General features: G+C 42.6%; 25 protein-coding genes and 1 tRNA gene. 17 read left to right on the top strand and 9 right to left on the bottom strand.

The genetic code is table 11. From position 1 onward, the window contains the following. The 5 genes from CP947_RS08200 to cofC all read left to right on the top strand — a co-directional run. Positions 1-495, top strand: a 495-nt coding sequence (locus CP947_RS08200) for an RNA-guided endonuclease InsQ/TnpB family protein (RefSeq protein ID WP_143745137.1), incomplete at its 5' end; no start/stop codon positions are given. A gap of 147 nt (positions 496-642) precedes the next feature. Beyond that, positions 643-1,626, top strand: coding sequence for a 7,8-didemethyl-8-hydroxy-5-deazariboflavin synthase subunit CofG (gene cofG, locus CP947_RS08195; protein WP_096712724.1), 984 nt, complete (start codon positions 643-645; stop codon positions 1,624-1,626). 13 nt (positions 1,627-1,639) lie between these two features. Beyond that, the gene (gene cofH / locus CP947_RS08190; protein ID WP_096712723.1) at positions 1,640-2,734 is read left to right on the top strand and encodes a 7,8-didemethyl-8-hydroxy-5-deazariboflavin synthase subunit CofH; all 1,095 of its coding nucleotides are present in this window, start codon (positions 1,640-1,642) and stop codon (positions 2,732-2,734) included. After that, positions 2,724-3,794, top strand: a complete 1,071-nt coding sequence (gene cofH, locus CP947_RS08185) for a 5-amino-6-(D-ribitylamino)uracil--L-tyrosine 4-hydroxyphenyl transferase CofH (protein ID WP_096712730.1) — start codon at positions 2,724-2,726, stop codon at positions 3,792-3,794. The genes cofH (CP947_RS08190) and cofH (CP947_RS08185) overlap by 11 nt, the downstream gene beginning before the upstream one ends. After that, entirely contained in the window at positions 3,791-4,435 is a 645-nt protein-coding gene (cofC, locus tag CP947_RS08180; protein WP_096712722.1) for a 2-phospho-L-lactate guanylyltransferase, read from the top strand. Before cofH (CP947_RS08185) ends, cofC begins: the two co-directional genes overlap by 4 nt. Here the strand turns inward: cofC and cutA are convergent. Further along, positions 4,413-4,724, bottom strand: a complete 312-nt coding sequence (cutA, locus tag CP947_RS08175; RefSeq protein WP_096712721.1) for a divalent-cation tolerance protein CutA — start codon at positions 4,722-4,724, stop codon at positions 4,413-4,415. The two genes, cofC and cutA, sit on opposite strands and share 23 nt — an antisense overlap. Before the next feature lie 147 nt (positions 4,725-4,871). On the opposite strand from cutA, the gene CP947_RS08170 reads away from it, so the two are divergent. Then, the gene (locus CP947_RS08170; protein WP_096712720.1) at positions 4,872-5,045 is read left to right on the top strand and encodes a 4Fe-4S binding protein; all 174 of its coding nucleotides are present in this window, start codon (positions 4,872-4,874) and stop codon (positions 5,043-5,045) included. Continuing rightward, complete coding sequence (locus tag CP947_RS08165) at positions 5,042-6,274, top strand: NAD(P)/FAD-dependent oxidoreductase (RefSeq protein WP_096712719.1); 1,233 nt, start codon at positions 5,042-5,044, stop codon at positions 6,272-6,274. The genes CP947_RS08170 and CP947_RS08165 overlap by 4 nt, the downstream gene beginning before the upstream one ends. Positions 6,275-6,352: 78 nt before the next feature. Here the strand turns inward: CP947_RS08165 and trkA are convergent, their stop codons facing one another. The 5 genes from trkA to CP947_RS08140 form a co-directional block, all read right to left on the bottom strand. Further along, on the bottom strand, positions 6,353-7,687 hold the full coding sequence (gene trkA / locus CP947_RS08160) for a Trk system potassium transporter TrkA (protein WP_096712718.1): 1,335 nt from the start codon (positions 7,685-7,687) through the stop codon (positions 6,353-6,355). Between the two features lie 93 nt (positions 7,688-7,780). Continuing rightward, entirely contained in the window at positions 7,781-8,977 is a 1,197-nt protein-coding gene (gene dnaJ, locus CP947_RS08155; RefSeq protein WP_096712717.1) for a molecular chaperone DnaJ, read from the bottom strand. 70 nt (positions 8,978-9,047) lie between these two features. Continuing rightward, positions 9,048-10,919 (bottom strand): molecular chaperone DnaK, encoded by a 1,872-nt coding sequence (dnaK, locus tag CP947_RS08150; protein ID WP_096712716.1) that lies wholly within the window; start codon positions 10,917-10,919, stop codon positions 9,048-9,050. Positions 10,920-10,988: 69 nt separating this feature from the next. Further along, positions 10,989-11,573 (bottom strand): nucleotide exchange factor GrpE, encoded by a 585-nt coding sequence (grpE, locus tag CP947_RS08145; protein ID WP_096712715.1) that lies wholly within the window; start codon positions 11,571-11,573, stop codon positions 10,989-10,991. Positions 11,574-11,679: 106 nt separating this feature from the next. Then, positions 11,680-12,087 (bottom strand): heat-shock protein, encoded by a 408-nt coding sequence (locus tag CP947_RS08140; protein WP_243641528.1) that lies wholly within the window; start codon positions 12,085-12,087, stop codon positions 11,680-11,682. 99 nt (positions 12,088-12,186) lie between these two features. Between CP947_RS08140 and CP947_RS08135 the strand changes: the two genes are divergently transcribed. The 6 genes from CP947_RS08135 to CP947_RS08110 all read left to right on the top strand — a co-directional run bounded on the left by CP947_RS08135 (position 12,187) and on the right by CP947_RS08110 (position 15,315). Further along, the gene (locus tag CP947_RS08135; protein WP_096712714.1) at positions 12,187-13,110 is read left to right on the top strand and encodes an ATP-grasp domain-containing protein; all 924 of its coding nucleotides are present in this window, start codon (positions 12,187-12,189) and stop codon (positions 13,108-13,110) included. After that, positions 13,107-14,069: a hydantoinase/oxoprolinase family protein gene (locus tag CP947_RS08130; RefSeq protein ID WP_096712713.1), complete on the top strand. Its 963-nt coding sequence runs from the start codon at positions 13,107-13,109 to the stop codon at positions 14,067-14,069. Before CP947_RS08135 ends, CP947_RS08130 begins: the two co-directional genes overlap by 4 nt. Positions 14,070-14,082: 13 nt before the next feature. Next, positions 14,083-14,712: an amino acid kinase family protein gene (locus CP947_RS08125; protein ID WP_096712712.1), complete on the top strand. Its 630-nt coding sequence runs from the start codon at positions 14,083-14,085 to the stop codon at positions 14,710-14,712. Between the two features lie 65 nt (positions 14,713-14,777). Next, on the top strand, positions 14,778-14,942 hold the full coding sequence (locus CP947_RS08120; RefSeq protein WP_013038060.1) for an HVO_2753 family zinc finger protein: 165 nt from the start codon (positions 14,778-14,780) through the stop codon (positions 14,940-14,942). A 9-nt stretch (positions 14,943-14,951) separates the two neighbouring features. Further along, positions 14,952-15,221, top strand: a complete 270-nt coding sequence (locus CP947_RS08115; RefSeq protein ID WP_096712711.1) for an elongation factor 1-beta — start codon at positions 14,952-14,954, stop codon at positions 15,219-15,221. A 22-nt stretch (positions 15,222-15,243) separates the two neighbouring features. Then, a tRNA-Ala gene (locus tag CP947_RS08110) sits at positions 15,244-15,315 on the top strand. Positions 15,316-15,388: 73 nt separating this feature from the next. Here CP947_RS08110 and CP947_RS10575 read toward each other — a convergent pair. Next, positions 15,389-15,544, bottom strand: coding sequence for a hypothetical protein (locus CP947_RS10575; protein ID WP_164909015.1), 156 nt, complete (start codon positions 15,542-15,544; stop codon positions 15,389-15,391). 17 nt (positions 15,545-15,561) lie between these two features. Here CP947_RS10575 and CP947_RS10570 point away from each other — a divergent pair, with 17 nt between their 5' ends. Next, positions 15,562-15,702 (top strand): hypothetical protein, encoded by a 141-nt coding sequence (locus tag CP947_RS10570; RefSeq protein ID WP_164909014.1) that lies wholly within the window; start codon positions 15,562-15,564, stop codon positions 15,700-15,702. 34 nt (positions 15,703-15,736) lie between these two features. Here CP947_RS10570 and thiI read toward each other — a convergent pair whose 3' ends face one another. After that, positions 15,737-16,912 (bottom strand): tRNA uracil 4-sulfurtransferase ThiI, encoded by a 1,176-nt coding sequence (gene thiI / locus CP947_RS08105; protein ID WP_096712710.1) that lies wholly within the window; start codon positions 16,910-16,912, stop codon positions 15,737-15,739. A gap of 87 nt (positions 16,913-16,999) precedes the next feature. Between thiI and CP947_RS08100 the strand changes: the two genes are divergently transcribed. Continuing rightward, positions 17,000-18,628, top strand: coding sequence for an ABC1 kinase family protein (locus CP947_RS08100; protein ID WP_096712709.1), 1,629 nt, complete (start codon positions 17,000-17,002; stop codon positions 18,626-18,628). Between the two features lie 446 nt (positions 18,629-19,074). Here CP947_RS08100 and CP947_RS08095 read toward each other — a convergent pair whose 3' ends face one another. Then, entirely contained in the window at positions 19,075-19,524 is a 450-nt protein-coding gene (locus tag CP947_RS08095) for a toprim domain-containing protein (RefSeq protein ID WP_243641527.1), read from the bottom strand. A gap of 104 nt (positions 19,525-19,628) precedes the next feature. On the opposite strand from CP947_RS08095, the gene CP947_RS08090 reads away from it, so the two are divergent. Then, positions 19,629-19,835, top strand: coding sequence for a hypothetical protein (locus CP947_RS08090; RefSeq protein ID WP_096712708.1), 207 nt, complete (start codon positions 19,629-19,631; stop codon positions 19,833-19,835). A 41-nt stretch (positions 19,836-19,876) separates the two neighbouring features. Then, complete coding sequence (locus tag CP947_RS08085; RefSeq protein WP_206631032.1) at positions 19,877-20,206, top strand: hypothetical protein; 330 nt, start codon at positions 19,877-19,879, stop codon at positions 20,204-20,206. Positions 20,207-20,275 lie beyond the last annotated feature (69 nt).

Genomic DNA, 20,275 nt, shown 5'->3' with positions numbered 1-20,275 from the left:
CAATCGAAGGGAACTTTATCTGCAAAACGTATGTTAAAACATATTGCAGGTAAAGAGAAACGTCTTATGCGAGATGTAAACCACACAATCTCAAAGAAAATTGTGAAGTTCGCAACTGAAAAAGGTGTATCTGTAATAGGTCTTGAAAATTTATCAGGAATACGTGACTCCACGCTTCCCAAAGTTTCTAAAAAGAGAAGACATAATCACAGTAGTTGGGCTTTCCGCCAATTGCAAACATTCATTGAATACAAAGCAAGAGAAGCAGGCATAATTACACATTATGTTGACCCCTCTTATACCTCTCAAACCTGTATTCGATGCAATCATATCTCTAAGAATAACCGTAACAGGTTGTCTTTTAGATGTGAAAAATGTGGTTATGAGAACAATGCCGACCTGATTGGTGCAATGAATATTGAACACAAAACACGGGATTACAGGTATATCCTGGAATCTCAGGGGTGCTTGTCAGCCACCCGGACGAATGCTTAATTGACATTCAAGCCCCTTGCCGTAAGGGAGGGGTAGTTGACGCAATTGTATGGACCTCCCTGAAAAGAAATGTACATCCCATAATATAAACCCGTATTTGTGTTGCATTAATCTTATGTAGGATATATATCATTTCATTCTCCATTCATGCCAGAGTATGCCACATTCGCACGTAATGTATTCATTCCTGTCACAAACATCTGCAGGAACAACTGCCATTACTGTACCTTCCGTCGTGAACCATCCCATCCTGATGCACAATTGATGAGGGAAAAAGAGATATATGATATTCTAAACCATGGAAAAAAGGCGGGTTGTACAGAAGCCCTGTTCGTGTTCGGAGAGTATGCCGAGGAAGTGCCCGAATATATGGAATGGCTGGAACAAAGAGGCTATTCTTCAACTGTGGATTATGTCTACAAATTGTGTGAAATGGCAATTGGAAAAGGACTGTTGCCCCATACAAATGCCGGGATACTGACCTATGAAGAAATGGAAGTCCTTAAACCTGTAAATGCAAGCATGGGCCTCATGCTCGAAACCACTGCACGATTACCTGCCCATGAACTGTCGCCGGGTAAAGAACCCAAAATCCGTCTTCGCATGATAGAAGATGCAGGTAAACTACATATTCCGTTCACAACGGGCATCCTTGTAGGTATCGGGGAAACCCGCGAAAATCGTATCGATTCCCTTGAAACCATTGCTGAAATACAAATCAAATACGGACATATCCAGGAAGTAATTATCCAGAATTTCATGCCCAAACCTGGCACCCGGATGGAAAGCATCAAGCCACCACCAAAAGAAGAGATGCTCGATACTGTACAACTGGCAAGAAGAATACTGCCTGCAGACGTAGAAGTGCAGGTGGCCCCAAACCTGATTGATCCTTACCTGCTGATTAAAGCAGGTGCCAAAGACCTGGGAGGAATATCCCCCACAACGATTGACTGGATAAATCCCGAAGCTGAATGGCCGGATGTTGAAAAATTGAAAACTATGGCAAGAGATGTCCCATTAAAGGAAAGATTACCAATCTACCCGCAATACATAAGGAGGGGATGGTATAGTAAACAACTTGATGGATTGATAAATTCCCTTGCAGATTCCAAAGGTTATCGAAAATAACAGAAGGATTCCTATGAAAAACACAATACCTGATGATATCATACAGCAGGCATATGAGGGGAATGTTACAAAAAAAAATGCCCTCAAATTGCTGGAAGTTCCCCCTTTACAACTATTTTCCCTTGCTGACAGATTACGCAAGCAAGCTGTCGGCGATGATGTGACATATGTTGTCAACAGAAATATCAATTTCACAGACCAATGCATAGGCAACTGTGGTTTCTGTGCTTTCAGGAACCAGGAAAATTACTTTCTGGAAAAATCTGATATAATCAGAAAAACAAAAGAAGCGGTAGAGTTGGGTGCTACAGAAGTCTGTATCCAGGGCGGATTACTTGAAGATGCAAATCTGGAATTTTACCAGGATATTCTCAGTTCCATCAAAGCAAATTATCCCAACATACATATTCACGCCTATTCCCCGATGGAAGTATTCCACCTTGCAAAGAAAAACGGGCTTTCTATCGAATCTACAATAAAAAAACTCAAAAACAGTGGCCTTGAAACTATGCCCGGTACTGCTGCAGAGATCCTTTCAGACAGGGTGCGCGAAATAATATGCCCCGGAAAACTGAACACCCTGCAGTGGGAAAATGTAATCACTACAGCCCACAGGCTTGGAATCGCCACTACTGCGACCATGATGTACGGACATGTGGAAACAAAGGAAGAAAGGATAGATCACATACTGAAAATAAGGGATATCCAGCAAAAAACCGCTGGTTTTACCGAATTTGTACTTTTGCCGTTCATGCCCTATAACAATCCTATCGGCAAAAAGATGATAAAAGAAGGCAAGTATGCCACCGGAGGCATAGAGGATTTACAATTTTATGCGCTTTCCCGGATCCTCCTGCATACCCACATCCCCAATATACAGGCAAGCTGGGTCAAACTCGGAAAGAAACTTGCACAGGTAGCTCTTGCCTGTGGTGCCAACGATGTTGGGGGGACATTGATGGAAGAGAAAATATCCAGCTCTGCAGGTGCAAAAAACGGGGAAAATATGGAAGTTTCTGAAATAAAATGGTTGGTCCGAACGGCCGGTCGCAAACCTGTGCAAAGGAATACTCTCTATGAAAGCATTGAGGCAGAAAATGATTCCTGAAGATATTGAAAATCGGGCTAGAAACGGGTTGGCCACCAGGGAAGATGCCCTGAAACTCCTGATAGAAAACCCTTTTGAACTTTTTGACCTGGCAGACAGGCTTCGCAGGGAATCAGTAGGTGACGATGTGACCTATGTTGTGAATCGCAATATTTATATCACCAATATGTGCAAGGGTGGCTGCAAATTCTGCTCCTTTAACCAAAGAGACGGCTATATACTAACAATCCCGCAAATTCTTGAAAGGGTAAAGGCCGCACATGAAGCAGGTGCAACCGAGGTTTGCATCCTTGGAGGGTTTATACCAAAACTCGATCTTGACTTTTATCTTGATATTGTAAAGGCGATCAAAAAGGAATATCCCAATATAAGCATTCACGGGTTTTCCCCGATGGAAATAAGTCATGCAGCCGGAGTCTGCGATATATCTACAGAAAGAGCATTCAGGAAACTGAAGAAAGCGGGACTGGGCACACTTACCGGAACTTCCGCAGAAATCCTTTCCGAAAGGGTGCGCGGGATGATTTGTCCTAACAAGATTACGACCGAAGAATGGATTGAAACAATAATGACGGCTCACAAAGCAGACCTTGTGACAAACTCAACCATTATGTACGGGCACATAGAGACCTGGGAGGAAAAGATTGAGCATCTGCTTATACTCAGGGATATCCAGCAAAAGACAGGGAAATTCACAGAGTTGGTCCCCATGCCCTTTATGCCCTATAACAACATAATCGGAGAAAAAATGATGCGAGAAGGCAAATATGGACCCGGTGGAATAGAAGACCTCAAACTCCATGCCATTGCACGACTCCTTCTCAATAAACATATACCCAATATTCAGGCCAGTTGGGTCAAACTCGGGAAAAAACTGGCCCAGGTGGCCCTGAATTGTGGTGCAAACGATCTGGGAGGCACACTCATGGAGGACCAGATTACTCTTGCTTCAGGTGGCAAAAATGGTGAATATTTACCCTCCGGGGAAATGGAATGGATAATAGGAGAGATCGGACGCAGGCCTGTCAGACGTGATACATATTACAGGGAATGTAAATGAGAGCAGTGATACCCTACAAAAAGGAAAATGCCAAATCCAGACTTTCAACTGTTATGACAAGGGAGCAGAGGGAGACCTTTGTCGAAAAAATGCTTCTGGATGTTGTTGCAACCTTAAATGAAGGCGGTATCCGGAATCTAGATATAATCACCCCCAAAGCCTGTGACGTGAAAAAGGAAGTGAAAGCAAATATAATTGAGGATGACACGGACCTCAACGATTGTTTGAATGAATATCTCTCTCAAAAGGAAGAGCCGATACTGATCATAATGGCTGATCTGCCCCTTGTGAAATTCAGTCATATAAAAGATATAGTAGCGAGTAAAGCGGATGTGACAATTGTCCCGGGCAAGGGAGGCGGCACAAATATACTGTTCATCCGCAAACCTGAGAATTTCAGGGTCAAATACTACGGTTCAAGTTTTGAGAATCACTGCATGATTGCCGCACAACAAAAACTCTCTATTCGGGTATATGATTCATTCCTTGCAAGTACGGATATTGATGAACCACAGGATATTACAGAACTCCTATTACATGGACAGGGAATTGCAAAGGATTATGCCGAAAGAAGGTTCGGAAAAACAGAAAGTAAAGGAAGGGTGAAAATAAGCCCCTTTAATGAGATACTGATGTCCTGATCCATTCCAGGAATTCAGGGTCTCCCTCAATATCCCATGAAACAATTGCAGGCAATTCATAACTGTGTGTGCTGCGCACAAGCTCTCGCACAGGTTCAAAATTGTTCCTGGTCGTTTTAGCAAAAAGGACGACTTCATCGTCCTCGTTTACTTCCCCTTCCCACATAAAAACCGATCTTATAGGATACATATTCACACAGGCCACAAGACCTCTGGAAACCAACTCGGATGCTATATTGCGTGCCTCAACTGTACCAGAAGTTGTGATATAAATGATAATAAATTCCATAATAAATGATAACATGCAATAACTTATATATCTCCTGCCTATATGATACAGAAAAGGTAAAATGTAATAATTTTAAATCTTTACTGACAAAACATATATCCTTACATGTGTTATTAGGGTAAATTCATATCTTATTTCGGTGATTGGATGAGTATTAAGATAAATCGATACAAGTGCGGATACTGTGGTGCATGTGTGGGTGTATGCCCCGGCGGAGCCCTCGAGCTTGTAGAAACCTGGGTGGAAGTTAATGATTGCTGTACAAGTTGTGGCCTCTGTGCTAAAATCTGCCCTGTAGGAGCTATTGAGGTGAATAAATGAAAGAAATGTATGACTTAATAGTCGTAGGTGGTGGACCCGGGGGAGCAATCGCCGCAAAAAATGCTGCAGAACTCGGACTTGATGTACTCCTTATCGAAAAAAGGCAGGAAGTAGGCGACCCTGTGCGCTGTGCAGAGGGAGTTTCTAAAATTTGTCTCAGTGACCACATTGAACCTGATCCACGATGGATATGTGCAGATCTTACAGGCTCCCGTATATATTCCCCGGACGGCACAATGGTTGAAATGAGTGAAGAAATGTCTGGAGGAGAAGTAGGTTATGTCCTTGAGAGAAAAGTTTTCGACCGTGCCCTTGTAGACCAATGTGCCAGGGCAGGTGCAGAAGTTAGAGTCAAGACCCGGGCAACCGGGCTTATAATGGAAAAGGGTGTTGTATGCGGAATATATGCAATGCACCTGGGCGAAGAATACGAAATACACTCAAAGATCGTGATCGGCGCTGACGGTATGGAATCAAAGGTCGGCAGATGGGCAGGAATCGACACCTCCCTGAAACCAGCCGATATGGAAACCTGCGTACAATATCTTGTAACTGATATTGATATTGATCCACAATTCTGTGATTTTTATCTCGGAAACGAAATTGCACCCGCAGGCTACCTCTGGGTATTCCCGAAAGGTGAAAATATGGCAAACATCGGTGTTGGCATCCTGGGAAGTAAATCCGGTGACCACAGAGCCATCGACTATCTTGACAAATTTATGAGAGATGTTTACCCCGAAGGGAGGATCATCGAAATGGTCTATGGAGGAGTTCCCGTTAGTGGACCCATCGAAAAAACCGTTAGTGATGGCTTAATCCTTGTGGGTGATGCTGCACGTCAGTCTGATCCAATTACAGGAGGAGGCATAATCAATGCAATGGAAGCTGGAAAGATTGCTGCAGAAGTCGCTGCTGATGCCATCAAAAAAGGAGATTACACCACAGATACCCTGAACGAATATGAAACTCTCTGGAGATCCACCATCGGAAAGGAAATCGAATATAGTCTGGTAGTAAAAGAGACATTTATCAAATCTACAGACAAGGACCTCAATCACCTTGCACAATCCCTGTCCAATGTTAATTTCTATAGCCTGAGTCTTAAAGACCTGCTTTATGCCCTATTCAAAGCAAACAAGAAACTATTATGGGACCTGAGGGGTCTTTTCAGAGATGTTGTTAACAACAACTTTGAATTCAAATATAAAAAGAATCAGTTTGACTGATTTTTTATATTTCCAGAATTCAGGAGTTTTCGACTTCTCTATCCTACAGTCACCGGATATGGACACCCAGAAATGTACTTACTTGAACAGTTTTTCTACAGCCTGATGTGCCGTGGGCAGGGAAAATACAAGCAGGTGATCTCCCTCCCTTATCCTGTAGTTACCCCGGGGAATAATAGTTACTCCTCCATGTACTACCATGCTTACGAGTGAATCATCCGGGAAATTCACATCTTTTAGAAGCTTTCCTGTCACTCTTGATTTGCGAGATACGGTATATTCGATAATTTCTGCCTTTTCGCCTTCAATAGTCGTCAGGGCTTCGATTCCCGTTCCCATAGTAAGTTTGAGTACTTCATTAACCGTAGCTTCCCTGGGACTGACAGCACGGTCTACACCTACCATTTCGAAAAGTGGCACATAATCAAAGTGATCAGCTCTGACAATTACCTTCTTTGCTCCCAGCTGTTTGGCCATCAGTGAACACAATAAATTCTTTTCATCATTGTCTGTGACAGAGATTACTACGTCTATCTCACCGACACCTTCTTCCTTTAGAAGATTCAGGTCGGAACCGTCCCCATGCAAAACAAGTGCCTTTTGAAGATTATCGGCTACCATTTCAGACCTCTGGCGACCCTTTTCAATAATCTTTACGTTCAAACGGGTATTTTCAAGCAGCTGTGCCAGATAAAATCCAACTACCCCCCCTCCAATTATCATCACGCGGCTACGTGATTTAGTGATCTCACCAAAAAAGGAAGAAATGTCCTTCATTGCTTCTGTTTTACCAATAATTACGATGTGGTCGCCGGCCTGAATAATATCTTCACCATGAGGAATGATCAGTTGCGAACCCCTGAAAAGAGCACTTACGATACAGCAATCGAGCAAATCTATGTCCCGAAGATGTTTGCCTGCAATATTACTATTGTCCTTAACAACAAACTCCATCATTTTTACTTTTCCATCTGCAAAGGATTCAGAATCAATAGCAGAAGGAACTGATAAAATGTCAGCAACTTCAGATGCAAGGGCAAGTTCAGGACATATCATTACATCAATACCAACCTGTGTACGTTTGGCTACCGGCCTATCTATATAATCAGGATTACTGACCCTTGCCATGGTCTTGAAGTTCTTATTGGACTGTTTTATCAATTTAGCAGCCATACATGAAACTATGTTTACTTCATCATCACCGGTTACAGCCACAAGGAGATCTGCGCCTATCAAAACTTTTTCAAGAACTGTAGCATTTGCACCGTTGCCCCGGATGACCTGAACATCGAATTCATCGACCCTCAGGCAAGCATCTTCATCTTCATCAATAATAACAAGATCATTTTCCAGGTACAGTGATTTTGCTATATGATATCCAACTTCACCTGCACCTATGACAATGATTTTCATAAAAGTACCTCTATCCAATTAACATGAAATAATGAACTGGATTGGGCGATAATATATGCTATTATTGTTAAAGCTTACTGAAAAAAAGAAAAATCAGGCAGGAGAATCGCCCGGAGAGTCATCAGGAGAGATTACAGATTCAAAAGCATTTTTGAATTTATCAAAAACACCACCTTTACCTGAACCGGCTGATCCTCCACCCAAACTGTCAAATTCCCTGAGAAGCTTTTTCTGCTCCTCATTGAGCTTTGTAGGAGTCTGCACGATAACTTTTACTAGTTGGTCCCCCTGTCCATGCCCATGCAGATGCGGCATCCCCTTGCCTTTCAGACGCAATACTGAATGGGTCTGTGTACCGGGTTTTATATTCATCTTTACATCACCGTAAAGAGTGGGAACCTGGATGCTGTCACCCAGAGCAGCCTGTGCAAATGAGATAGGGATTTCACATACTATATCGTCACCCATCCTTTCAAAGAATTCATGAGGCTTAACATGAAGGACAATGTAAAGATCCCCCGGCGGGGCACCTGGACTTCCGGCTTCTCCTTCTCCAGTCATTTTCAAACGCAGACCGGTTTCCACACCTTTAGGGATGTTTACCTCAATGGTCTTTGTCTTTCGGACTTTGCCGGTACCATTACAGGTTTCACAGGGCGATTCGATTATCTGTCCCCTGCCGTGACATTTGTCACAGGTAGTGGCTGTCATAAAATTACCAAGGGGAGTACGACGGGCATGGGTTACCTGTCCACTGCCACCGCAGTTAGAACAGTTGACTGGTTCTGTACCGGGTTTGGCCCCGGTCCCACCACAGGTGTCACAATTCTGAGCCCTTGGGACATCGATGTTAACCTTGTCTCCGAATGCAGCCTGTTTGAGGGTAATATCCATGTCATATCTCAGGTCAGAACCTCTCTGTGGGCCCCTGCGTGAGCTGCGTGAACCGCCGAAACCGCCAAAACCACCAAAATCACCGAAACCGCCGCCGAAGATATGCTCGAGGATATCCTCGAAACCTCCGAAATCGGCTGTGCGGAATATATCTTCTTCCGAATACTGGTTATCAATTCCCGCGTGTCCGAAGCGATCATATTGTGCTCTCTTTTCCTCATCAGAAAGGACGGCGTAGGCTTCGGATATCTCCTTGAACTTTTCCTCAGCATCCGGTTCCTTATTTTTGTCCGGATGGTATTTCATTGCAAGCTTTCGATAAGCTTTCTTTATATCGCTGGCTGATGCGTCCTTGGAAATACCCAGTATTTCGTAGTAATCACGCTTTGTAGACATGGGAAAACCTGTAAAGATGTCTTTTGTTTATAAAATATAATAGGCAGGGAGGAATCCTGCCTGAATTCGATTACTTTTTGTCGTTGTCGTCTACTTCTTCAAAGTCAGCATCGACAACATCTTCATCTGATCCACCTTCAGCACCAGATGTAGAAGCACCTTCTCCGCCTGCTGCCTGTCCAGAAGCCTCAGCCTCTTCCTGTGCCTTCTGGTAAAGAAGAGCAGAGATTTCATACATTGCTTCCTGCAGAGCCTCGGTTTTACTCTTGATTGCTTCAATGTCACTACCTTCAAGAGCAGTATTGAGATCCGAAATCGCAGATTCTACCTTGGATTTCTGCTCATCTGAAGCAATGTCTCCTGCCTCCTTGAGAGCCTTCTCGGCAGAACTTACCAGAGTTTGTGCATTATTCCTTGCCTCAACCTCTTCTTTCTTAGCCTTATCCTCTTCAGCATGTGCCTCTGCATCCTTGACCATCTGGTCGATCTCCTCATCAGAAAGACCACCTGGCTTCTCGATTGTTATAGATTGCTCTTTGCCGGTTCCCTTATCTTTTGCAGAAACATGGAGGATACCATTGGCATCTATATCGAAAGTTACTTCGATCTGTGGTATTCCACGCGGTGCAGGTGGTATGCCGTCAAGGATAAAACGTCCAAGGGTCTTATTGGCAGAAGCAATGCCTCTTTCACCCTGCAATACGTGAATTTCCACAGAACTCTGGTTATCCGCAGCTGTCGAGAACACCTGACTCTTACGTGTAGGAATTGTGGTATTTCTCTCAATCAAGGGTGTTGCGACACCACCCATTGTTTCGATACCCAGGGTAAGAGGAGTGACATCCAGCAGCAATACATCTTCAACTTCTCCTCCCATTACACCGGCCTGTATGGCAGCACCTACAGCAACCGCTTCATCAGGATTGATATTCTTGTACGGATCCTTACCGATGAATTCCTTCACAGTCCTGACGACTGCAGGCATCCTGGTAGAACCACCGATAAGCAGCACCTTTTCGATATCTGAAGTTTTAAGATTTGCATCGCTGAGAGCTTTTTTCATGGATTGGAGGGTCTTGTCGATAAGATCCTCGGTCATCTTTTCGAACTGTGCCCTCGTTATATCTATGTCGACATGTTTTGGCTGGCCGTTTGAATCAGCTGTAATGAAAGGAAGGTTGATATTTGTGGTACCAACACCGGATAATTCAATCTTGGCCTTCTCCGCGGCATCTTTGAATCTTTGCATTGCTGCCTTGTCACCGGATAGATCGATACCTTCTTCCTTTTTGAATTCACTTATGATGTGGTTGACAATCCTGTCATCGAAGTCATCTCCTCCAAGATGGGTATCACCACTTGTGGATAGTACTTCAAAAACGCCGTCTCCCAACTCAAGGATGGACACATCAAAAGTACCGCCCCCGAGATCGTAAACAAGAATCTTGTGGTCACCGGTTTCCTTGTCCAGTCCATATGCCAGAGAAGCGGCTGTGGGCTCATTTATAATCCTCTTAACTTCAAGCCCTGCGATCTTACCGGCATCCTTTGTAGCCTGTCTCTGAGAGTCGTTGAAATAAGCAGGGACTGTGATTACAGCATCTGTAATTGTTTCACCAAGGTAACTTTCTGCATCTTCCTTGAGTTTGCGCAGTATCATTGCAGAAATTTCCTGTGGCGTATATTCCTTGCCGTTGAGAGTTACCTGATAGTCCCCTTCTCCAATATGACGTTTGATTGAGCTTACCGTATTATTCGGATTTGCTACCATCTGTCTTTTGGCTACCTGACCCACAAGTTTTTCTCCCTTTTTTGAGAATCCAACTACAGAGGGAGTCGTCCTGCTGCCTTCTGCATTCGGTAATACAGTTGGTTCGCCACCTTCAATCACTGCCATGCAGGAATTTGTAGTTCCCAGATCAATTCCAAGTATTTTACCCATATAGATTACCTCTTTGTAATATTATCAGATTTATAGTTGATATTTCTTATCTATTCATTTCAATGAACTTTACTTCTCTTCTTTGTCAGAACACTTCTCCTCTTTGTCAGAAGACTTCTCCTCTTTGTCAGAAGAAGTGTTCTTGGAGACCGTCACCATAGCGGGCCGGATTATCCTGGAATTTAACTTGTATCCAGGTTTACAAACATCAATGATAGTATTGTCAGGATGATCCGCATGTTCAACGTGCATCATGGCTTCATGTTCGGATGGGTCAAATTCCTCACCTTCACATTCAATCCTTTTGAGACCTTCTTTTTCCAGGATCGATACAAATTGCCTGAACACCATTTCTACCCCTTCAACCACCGAATCCACATCATTGGTATTGTGAGCGGACTCAATGGCCCTCTCGAAATTATCATAGACATCAAGCAATTCCATCATTAGGTTTTCCACCGCAAAATTGCGGAATTCTTCCTGCTCCTTGCGGGTACGTTTACGGAAATTATCGAATTCTGCTCTCTTACGCAAAAGGTCTTCCTTCAGAGATGCAATTTCCGCATCCTTTTCCTGAACCAGCTGTTCCAGCTCTTCAGGAGAATATCCCGCATCTGAGGAGTTATCATCTTCTTGTTTATCTTTACCTACCATCACTGACATCTCCGCCTGTGTATTGAGCGGTCCAACTTATAATAGAAATTGCAATGAATTGGATGTATGATATTCTATAAATAGTTTGTGGGAAGAGAGTATCTAATCAGGAATACTGGTTCTGGATCCTGTAAGAGAAGAATTTGACAACCAACATACTAACAATCATACAAATCGCCAGTGCAGAAACTAGTCTATTCCATCCTATGGAAAAAAGTCCATCATTAAAAGCAAAACTCAGTCCTCCCAGAAAAGAGATGATTGAAAAGGTACTTACCGAGGATACAAGTGCTGCACCAGCAATTGATCCCAATTCGTCAGCCCCTCTCTTTTCAAAGAAAACAGAGCCAAGAATGAAGATTATGGCGAACACCAAAAGTATAATAGCATAAGGTACGGGGTTTGAACCGGTGGTTACTATTTGCATTATACCCATGGCCATACCCACCATGAAAATTGCCATTGCAAAAGATATTAACAGTGCCTGAATAAAAGGATTTTCTGACATTTCCATATCCATCCCTCTCTGCAAAAAAGAGGTCCTGATAGTATATATTTATTGTCTCAGCGATATAAACCCAAAGCATATATTAAATAAAACATTTCTCGAAATATGAACATCTTAATTTGCGAATATGCCACAAGTACCGGAATGGGAGGTACCTTCCTGCTTGAGGGTAAAGCCATGCTAAAAAGCCTTGCAGAAAGCTTTGTCGCAGGCCATCATGAGATCAAATATACGACATCTGCAACCGAAATCCAGGTCGGCACACCTGTATACTGTACTGAAGAGAATATAAAGACGGTTTTACAGGACGAGGGCAAAAAATGTGATGCTGCACTGGTAATTGCACCCGATGACCTGCTTGCGGGGCTTGTGGAAGAAATAGAAGAATATACCTCAAATATGGGATCATCCCCGAAGGTCATCCGGGAGTGTGCGGATAAATTCAAGTGCGGAAAAATCCTTGAAAAAAATGGAATATCTACACCCCGACTTGTTGAAACGGTGGAAGAGCTCAAAAAAGATACCAATTATGTGGTTAAACCCCGTTATGGATGTGCTGCAGAGAATACGATCATTACATCCAATCCTTCAATATCCCAGGACATGGTCGTAACCGAATATGTAGAAGGAGAACACCTGAGTGTGAGTCTTGTCTGTGCCAATGCGCCTCTTCCCCTGACAATCAATCGCCAGTACATAGAAATTACAGGAAAGGGGGATAGAACTGCCATCGATTACAAAGGAGGAATAACCCCCTATGAAACACCTGACAGGGAACTGATTATTGATACTGCAAAAAGGGCGGCCCGGGCACTTGGATGCAGGGGGTACACAGGTGTTGATATTGTAATGGGTGACAGGCCCTATGTAATAGACATAAATCCCAGGCCTACCACTTCGCTTGTGGGTATCTGCAAAATAATCAAACCCCAAATCGGAGAATTGTTGATTGGTGCTATGGAAGAGAATTTACCACCAACAGTACATATTACCGGCAATTATGAATTCCGAAAGGAGGACCTTTTATGAAAAAACTCGGGATAGATATCGGAGGGGCAAATACAAAAATAGCCTCCTCCGACGGCGCTGTCTGTGAACTTCACTATGTACCCCTCTGGAAAGAAACAAAACTTCCAACGGTTCTGAAAAATATCTCAAAAAAGCACAATCCATCTCATGTGGGCGTTGTGATGACCGGAGAACTTGCCGATTGTTACGAAGACAAAACAGCAGGGGTTGTTGGCATTATGGATATCGTAAGAGATAGTTTTGACTGTGAGATTGATTTTCTGGACCAGGAAGGCAATTTTATAAAACATACACAAAATCCCGCCTCCCTTGCCGCAGCAAACTGGATGGCTTCTGCAAGTTTCATTGCCAGAAAAATGAAAGATTGCCTATTTGTGGATATGGGCAGTACTACAAGTGATTTAATCCCTGTAAAAAACGGGAAAGTAATTGCACACAATACCGATACACAACGTCTTGCAAACAATGAATTATTGTATCAGGGAATCCTGAGGACAAATATCGCTGCCCTGCTGGATAGTGTGGCGATAAGGCCGGGGAATTGCCAAGTCGCCTCTGAACTCTTTGCCACAAGCGCGGATGCTTACCTCCTCCTGTCATATATCGATGAAGATGCATACACATGTGAAACTGCTGACGGGCATGGAAAATCAGAAAAAGAGGCTGCCAGAAGACTTGCAAGGGTTGTCTGCGCAGACCTGAATGAAATTGACATGGCAGATGTCAGAAAGATAGCAGTGGCTGTAAAGGATAGACAGAAAGAAAAGCTCTCAGAAGCAATCTCAGAACTTTGCCACAAACACGACATTAATATTGTCCTGGCAGCAGGACTTGGCGAATTTTTGATCAAAACCACATGTGAAGAACTGGGTATTGAGTGCATATCACTTGCAGAGAAATGGAGCCTTGATGTATCAAAGGTATTCCCCGCCTATGCAGTAGCCAATCTGCTGGAGTGAAACTGAAGAAAACATGAAAGAAAAAGTTGTATTAAAGTTGGGCGGGAGTCTGATAAAACAGGGGCCTGAATTACTGCTGTCACTGAAAAGTTGGGCAAAGGGTAAAAAAGTACAGTTGCTCGTGGTTCCCGGCGGAGGACCCTTTGCAGATAGAATAAGGGATATGGAAAAGAGAGCAGGTTTTAATGATGATATCTCTCACTGGCTGGCAATCCTGTCCATGGAACAGTACGGCATATACCTCAGGGAAAAAACGAAAATTGAAACAACCGTTACTCTCAGACCTGTTGAAGGGATACGAATTCTGCTACCCTACAGACTTCTTACAGATAGCGACGACCTGCCTCATTCGTGGAAGGTCACATCCGACACAATAGGTGCAAAATTTGCCCAAATGATGGGAGCAGAATATATTAAAGTAACAGATGTGGACGGGATCCTGGAACAGGGAAAATTATTACGGGAAATTACCGCTTCTGACATCATAAGAATGGGACAGAGTTGTGTGGATTCCTATCTTCCACACTACCTTAAACAACATGAAATGAATTGCACTATTGTAAATGGCAACTATTTTTCCAGAATAACAGGGGCTATTATGGGAAACAGAGATACAGGTACCTACATCAGGGGGAAATTTTAAATTATATACGGATTATGTACTCAATCCGTCATACTTATAGTAAAATCACAATAAGGAGAAATACAATGGAGAAGGTCAATTACTGTACCTCCTGCGGTGTACACCTTTCGGACAAGGGTTTTGCACGTTTTGCATGCCCCGAATGTGACACCGAACTTGGAAGATGCATAAAATGCAGACAGCAGAGTAACAATTACGTCTGTCCTAAATGTGGATTCATGGGTCCATGAGGTGTAAATATGGGAGATGTTGCAGCTACTATTAAAATAATGCCAGATGGCGTAGAAAGAGATCTAGAAGAGATCAAAGCAAAGATTGCAGATGTTTTACCTGAAGGTTCAGAACTCTTCGGAACTGCCGATGAACCTATCGCTTTTGGCCTCAAGGCCATTAAAGCTACAGTTCTTGTAGGCGACCTGGAAGGCGGAACCGAGCCTGTTGAGGAAGCCATAGCAACTATCGAAGGCGTCGAAAGCGTACAGGTAGAAGAAGTAGGAAGACCTGTCTGAAGGTCTTCACAGTCTTTTTTTTGGGCTTGTAGATCAGGGGAAGATCGTTACGTTCGCAACGTAAAGGCCGCGGGTTCGAATCCCGCCAGGTCCACGTCACAAGCTTAAATAAATCTGATATAAGTCCTTCATTTTCTTTTTATTATCCTGTTTGCCCTATTCATAAATCAATTCAATGCTACAGGATCCAATGCATAGTCTACAAAAAATGAAGAAGTGTCCTGGCCCAACCACAATACAACATCCATCAGGGCACCAGAATCGTCCCTACCTGTACAGACAAAATTACCATGACAAAAAGCAGATATAACATAAACATCCATTTTTATAGGGTGGTTAAATGGGAATCGAAGACTATATACCTGATGATTTTTTGTCAACAGCGTGGGCGGTAGAACATGAAAACGCAAAAGTTGCATTAGGGCTTGTAATACTTGCCCTCTACGCAATTCTGCTTACAAGATGGCTGGAGGGTTTTTAATTCCTTGATAGTTTAACCCTATCAAGCCTTATTTTCACTCAAACTCATACAATACCTTGGCATTTGCCAGGGAATCGTCAATAAGACCATCAACATCCAGTTTTGCTTCCTCTTCAACTACCGCATCATACATAGCCCTTACCTCCGGACGTTCAGGGACAGCTCCACATCCTGCAGAACTGAGTATGGATATATCAAAAGTACCTATTTTTTTAGCCATATCGATAATCTCAGTCTTATCAAAACTTATGAGCGGATGATATATAGGAAATCCCAGACCATAAATTTCAGCATGCAGGTTGAAAGTTGTCTGGGAAGCCACCTGACCCAGAGATGACCCGGTAATAATACCTGATGCTTTTTCTTTTTCCATAACTTCAAAAGCAATCCTGTACATCGCCCTCTTGCATAATATGCAGGTATTTTTGAGAGAACAGTTGTCCCGAATTGCCTGCAAATTTTTTCCATTGGGAACTTCATACATTTTCATGGGGTTGCCGGCAGACCATTCGTTAAGCACTTTCACACATTTGATGGCTTTCTGCCGGGTTGCCTCATCGGAAAAGGGTGCATTATTGCAGAATACCGGAATGACCTTTACACCCCTTCTCATCAGCAACCAGGCAGCAACCGGAGAATCGATTCCCCCTGATAACAGAACTACCATTTTACCCTGAGTACCCACCGGCAGACCACCCATGCCTTTGGAAATACCCGTAAACACATAAGCGGCGTTTTGCCTCATTTCCACAAAGATCTCTTTATCAGGATTATCAAGATTCACCGAAGGATTCCTTCCCAGTGATTCAAGTTTCTCATAAACCGCATCCCCACAACTTCGCCCTAAATCTGTGGAGGTAAAAGAATGATTCCCTGAGCGACGTGGACGGATTGCAAATGATTCGGATTCTGCGATGAAATCACCAGCGATTGCAGCACATTCCTCTGCGGCTGATTTCAAATTTGGATCGACTTTACGGGCAAAAGAGGTAGAGACCACCCCGAAAACATTCGAACATACTTCTGCGGCTGCCGGATCATCGGATTCGACAAAAATACGCCCCCTGTCCCTGATAACTTCATTATATGAAACTGCCTGCTGCTCAAGCATTGCTTTAAGATTATTAACCAGTGTACGTTCGAAAAAATTACGCACACCCGGACTTTTCAGGGACAGTTCACCGTATCTTATAATGACTATATTGTTCATGGGAAGAAATATTCACATATGTTAATTAAACCTATTCCATAAAATATAACAATACATATTTAATAAGGAAGATGCAAAAACAGGTTGATGCTAAGAAAGGTTCGCAGATATCTGGAAATTCTCAAGGTTTTTACGAAATATAATCTTTTCAGTCTTCTATATAAAGAAATTAATCGCAACTACATATCCAGCAGACGTGGTACCTGTTATCTCGATGTTGAGAACCAGCAAAATGCCCGCAAAATGCGACTTGCTTTTGAGGAATTGGGACCTACTTTTGTTAAATTGGGCCAAATAATGAGTAAAAGGTCCGATATCCTGCCCCCAAGTTACATACGGGAACTGGCAAATTTGCAGGATCGCGTAAAACCCCTTGAGTTTGAACAGATGCTGCCTTCCTTTGCAAGCCTGCAATGTGCAATACCGGGCACCCAAAACGGTGAACCTGAAATATCAATGGAACAGGTGATGGGATATTTTGATGAATTTGATACAAAGCCTATAGCAAGTGCATCAATTGCCCAGGTATACAAAGCAAAGCTGAATGATGAGAAAGTGGCCGTAAAAGTTTCAAGACCCGGCCTTATAAACAAAATTAACATTGATCTATCCATAATCGAAGACCTAAAGCCTTTCATTGTAAGAATCGGGGGATTTGGAAACAACATCGATTTTGATGAATTCCTGTATGAATTTCGGGAATTATTGAACAAGGAACTGGATTTTCGCAATGAAGCCCGCAACATCAAACGTTTCCGGGAAAATTTTGAATCAATTGATGATGTAAATATCCCTCAGGTATACGACGACTACTGTACTGAAAGTGTACTTGTAATGGAGTATATGGAAGGAACCCCGGTGAAAAATATACAGGACCTGGATTCTGAACAGCGTTTAAAATATACCCACATGATTAGTTCCAGTTACTTAAAGCAGGTTTATCTCGATGGCCTGTATCATGCAGACCCGCATGGAGGGAATATCCTCATCCAGAATAATAGTATTGCCTACATTGATTTTGGAGCAATCGGAATCATAGATGGTGAACTGAGACGCAACATGCTCAACCTTTTCTACGGAATATACAAAAAGAATCTGGATATTGCTTTTGAGGCTTTCCTGAGGATCGCGGATATAAAAAAGGAAGATATCAATGTGCGTCATTTCAAACTTGATCTTGATGATTTGATAGCAAAGCAAAACTATGCGCTGGGCCAGAGACAGAATGACAGTTATGCAAACCTTGCCCTGAAATACAACCTATCTCTTCCAAGTGATTTTTCCACACTTGAAAGATCCCTTATCCTCATCGAAGGTGTTTGCCTCGAACTAAATCCCGACTTCAATCTTATTGATGACGCCAGACCTCTCATCACAGAAGTATTACTGCAGAGATATTCCCCGGCCAAGGCGATGGAATACTTCCAGCTTGAAGGAGATCGCTATTTTGACATTTTCAAAAATTTGCCCCAGGGAGTAGATGACGTTATCGAAACAATCCGGGGTTACAGGATAGAAAAATTGGAGAACAAAACCAATGAAATTAAAAGAAACAGGATGTATGAAAACTTCGCAAGCTATGTATTCCTGTCAATAATCCTGGTTACATCGGCCTATCTTGCTACCAGAGCCGACACAGCAACCAATGAACTGGGAATCGCCGGATTTGTAGTAGCCATCCTGCTTTTTGGATATTCGTTCCTGCGAAATACCTGAAGGACCAAATATACATGGAAAAAACAGTTGACAAAAACAAGTTGACTTGTCCCACTACATTTAAATGCAAAAATAATCTTATTATTCCAGACGGAATTTACTAAAAGATAGGATAAAATAATTTACTTTTAGAATTGATCCTATTTCAAAGACATATGGGGAGAATAATATGCCAAGACTAAACATATGTCCGCAATGTAATTGCAAAATGGAAGTCAACGAAAATGGAATAGAATACTGTAACGTGTGCGGTTACTGGACAATAGAGTAAACAGCACGCCCTTGATTCCATAACTATACTTGCGTGAGAGAGGTAGTATGATGCAAGCATCCTCCTGTAAGATCTGCACTCAATGCAGGAAAAAGTTAAAGGTAATGAAGATGAAATCCAATGTCCTTTACTACTGCCGCAAATGTGGCAGGACAACTTTCCGGAAATTACTTCACTAATACTGTTGTAAAACAGTATATCTCATTTTTTCCATGTGACTATCAAGACTTTCTACATCTTTTATCTCTTTTTGAACAAGGGACACCAATCTATTTCTGATAGAAGTATCCACATCGACACCCATGTATTCCAGGTCTGTAGATATCTTATCTGCAAGTATGTTTCCCCTTCTGTCCCAATCAGTCAGAACAATAACACAGCGATCCATTTTCCGCAGTTTTTCGGATAGATCAAGCAGGGGAATATGAGTTACTTTCTTAATAATACCACGTACACCGAGACTGCGCAATGAAGAAACATCCCTTTTTCCTTCAACCAGAATAATGTCACCTTCATCAGAACATTTTATGAGATCGTTCAGCAATTCATCAAGCAGTTCATACCTTCTCTTAATTTCATACATCGAAGAGGTAGTCAAAGAACTATTGTTCAAAAAAGAAGACATCAATAGCCATAGAAAGGGAGAACTTATAAAAATAACCCTTCTGTTAAGGGTCGAAAGTAATATATACAAATCTTTTCAAAATAAAATAAGAAGGAGGGGGTTTCTTGAGCTGTATATTTTGTGGAAAAGAATGTATGGATTACGAGATTGAGGGCGGATCCGAAAAAGATGCAGAATCGGGTAAAATAATAGGAAAAGTCCATGTATGCCTGGACTGTATCGAAGAATTACGAGATGTACTGGGAGTCACTTCTCTTGAGAGGGATGTTTCTTCCGTAGAATATGAGATACTTGAAGAGACTATCCGCTGATAAATAAGGAGGATGATTTTATCCCTTATTTTAACCCTGAGATGGAAAATCTCGGAAGAGGAGAACTGGACAACCTTGTTGATGAAAGGATTAAATATACTGTCAAGTATGCAGCAGAAAATTTGCCTTTTTACAGGAAATGGTTCAGGGAAAATAATGTCACACCTGCAGATATTACCACCCATGAGGATTTGCTGGAATTACCAATTGTTACAAGTGAAATCATAAGAAACAACCAGCCTCCTGAAACACCGGATTTTCGTTTTAAGAGTGCAGGCTGGAAAGATGTCTATACAGTGCATGAAACCAGTGGCATCAGCGGGGTGCCCAAATCGTATGTGACCGTGAGAAAGTCCAGGAGAACTTCCTGAAATGTTTCCTGCAATCCAAACCTGGTCTGCAGGATGCCTATAACAAGGAAGCCTTTGAGATATTATTCA

Origin of the sequence: Methanohalophilus euhalobius, from assembly GCF_900215215.1 — an archaeon.
Taxonomy (GTDB): Archaea; Halobacteriota; Methanosarcinia; order Methanosarcinales; family Methanosarcinaceae; genus Methanohalophilus; species Methanohalophilus euhalobius.
The sequence above is the reverse complement of the archived record's forward strand: the minus strand, read 5'-3'. Positions and strand labels throughout refer to the sequence as shown.

Excerpts from the sequence above, each read along its gene's own strand:
- cofG (WP_096712724.1), top strand. The coding sequence starts at position 643 with ATGCCAGAGTATGCCACATTCGCACGTAATGTATTCATTCCTGTCACA.
- cofH (WP_096712723.1), top strand. The coding sequence starts at position 1,640 with ATGAAAAACACAATACCTGATGATATCATACAGCAGGCATATGAGGGG.
- cofH (WP_096712730.1), top strand. The coding sequence starts at position 2,724 with ATGATTCCTGAAGATATTGAAAATCGGGCTAGAAACGGGTTGGCCACC.
- cofC (WP_096712722.1), top strand. The coding sequence starts at position 3,791 with ATGAGAGCAGTGATACCCTACAAAAAGGAAAATGCCAAATCCAGACTT.
- cutA (WP_096712721.1), bottom strand. The coding sequence starts at position 4,724 with ATGGAATTTATTATCATTTATATCACAACTTCTGGTACAGTTGAGGCA.
- CP947_RS08170 (WP_096712720.1), top strand. The coding sequence starts at position 4,872 with ATGAGTATTAAGATAAATCGATACAAGTGCGGATACTGTGGTGCATGT.
- CP947_RS08165 (WP_096712719.1), top strand. The coding sequence starts at position 5,042 with ATGAAAGAAATGTATGACTTAATAGTCGTAGGTGGTGGACCCGGGGGA.
- trkA (WP_096712718.1), bottom strand. The coding sequence starts at position 7,687 with ATGAAAATCATTGTCATAGGTGCAGGTGAAGTTGGATATCATATAGCA.
- dnaJ (WP_096712717.1), bottom strand. The coding sequence starts at position 8,977 with ATGTCTACAAAGCGTGATTACTACGAAATACTGGGTATTTCCAAGGAC.
- dnaK (WP_096712716.1), bottom strand. The coding sequence starts at position 10,919 with ATGGGTAAAATACTTGGAATTGATCTGGGAACTACAAATTCCTGCATG.
- grpE (WP_096712715.1), bottom strand. The coding sequence starts at position 11,573 with ATGGTAGGTAAAGATAAACAAGAAGATGATAACTCCTCAGATGCGGGA.
- CP947_RS08140 (WP_243641528.1), bottom strand. The coding sequence starts at position 12,087 with ATGGAAATGTCAGAAAATCCTTTTATTCAGGCACTGTTAATATCTTTT.
- CP947_RS08135 (WP_096712714.1), top strand. The coding sequence starts at position 12,187 with ATGAACATCTTAATTTGCGAATATGCCACAAGTACCGGAATGGGAGGT.
- CP947_RS08130 (WP_096712713.1), top strand. The coding sequence starts at position 13,107 with ATGAAAAAACTCGGGATAGATATCGGAGGGGCAAATACAAAAATAGCC.
- CP947_RS08125 (WP_096712712.1), top strand. The coding sequence starts at position 14,083 with ATGAAAGAAAAAGTTGTATTAAAGTTGGGCGGGAGTCTGATAAAACAG.
- CP947_RS08120 (WP_013038060.1), top strand. The coding sequence starts at position 14,778 with ATGGAGAAGGTCAATTACTGTACCTCCTGCGGTGTACACCTTTCGGAC.
- CP947_RS08115 (WP_096712711.1), top strand. The coding sequence starts at position 14,952 with ATGGGAGATGTTGCAGCTACTATTAAAATAATGCCAGATGGCGTAGAA.
- CP947_RS10575 (WP_164909015.1), bottom strand. The coding sequence starts at position 15,544 with ATGGATGTTTATGTTATATCTGCTTTTTGTCATGGTAATTTTGTCTGT.
- CP947_RS10570 (WP_164909014.1), top strand. The coding sequence starts at position 15,562 with ATGGGAATCGAAGACTATATACCTGATGATTTTTTGTCAACAGCGTGG.
- thiI (WP_096712710.1), bottom strand. The coding sequence starts at position 16,912 with ATGAACAATATAGTCATTATAAGATACGGTGAACTGTCCCTGAAAAGT.
- CP947_RS08100 (WP_096712709.1), top strand. The coding sequence starts at position 17,000 with ATGCTAAGAAAGGTTCGCAGATATCTGGAAATTCTCAAGGTTTTTACG.
- CP947_RS08095 (WP_243641527.1), bottom strand. The coding sequence starts at position 19,524 with ATGTCTTCTTTTTTGAACAATAGTTCTTTGACTACCTCTTCGATGTAT.
- CP947_RS08085 (WP_206631032.1), top strand. The coding sequence starts at position 19,877 with ATGGAAAATCTCGGAAGAGGAGAACTGGACAACCTTGTTGATGAAAGG.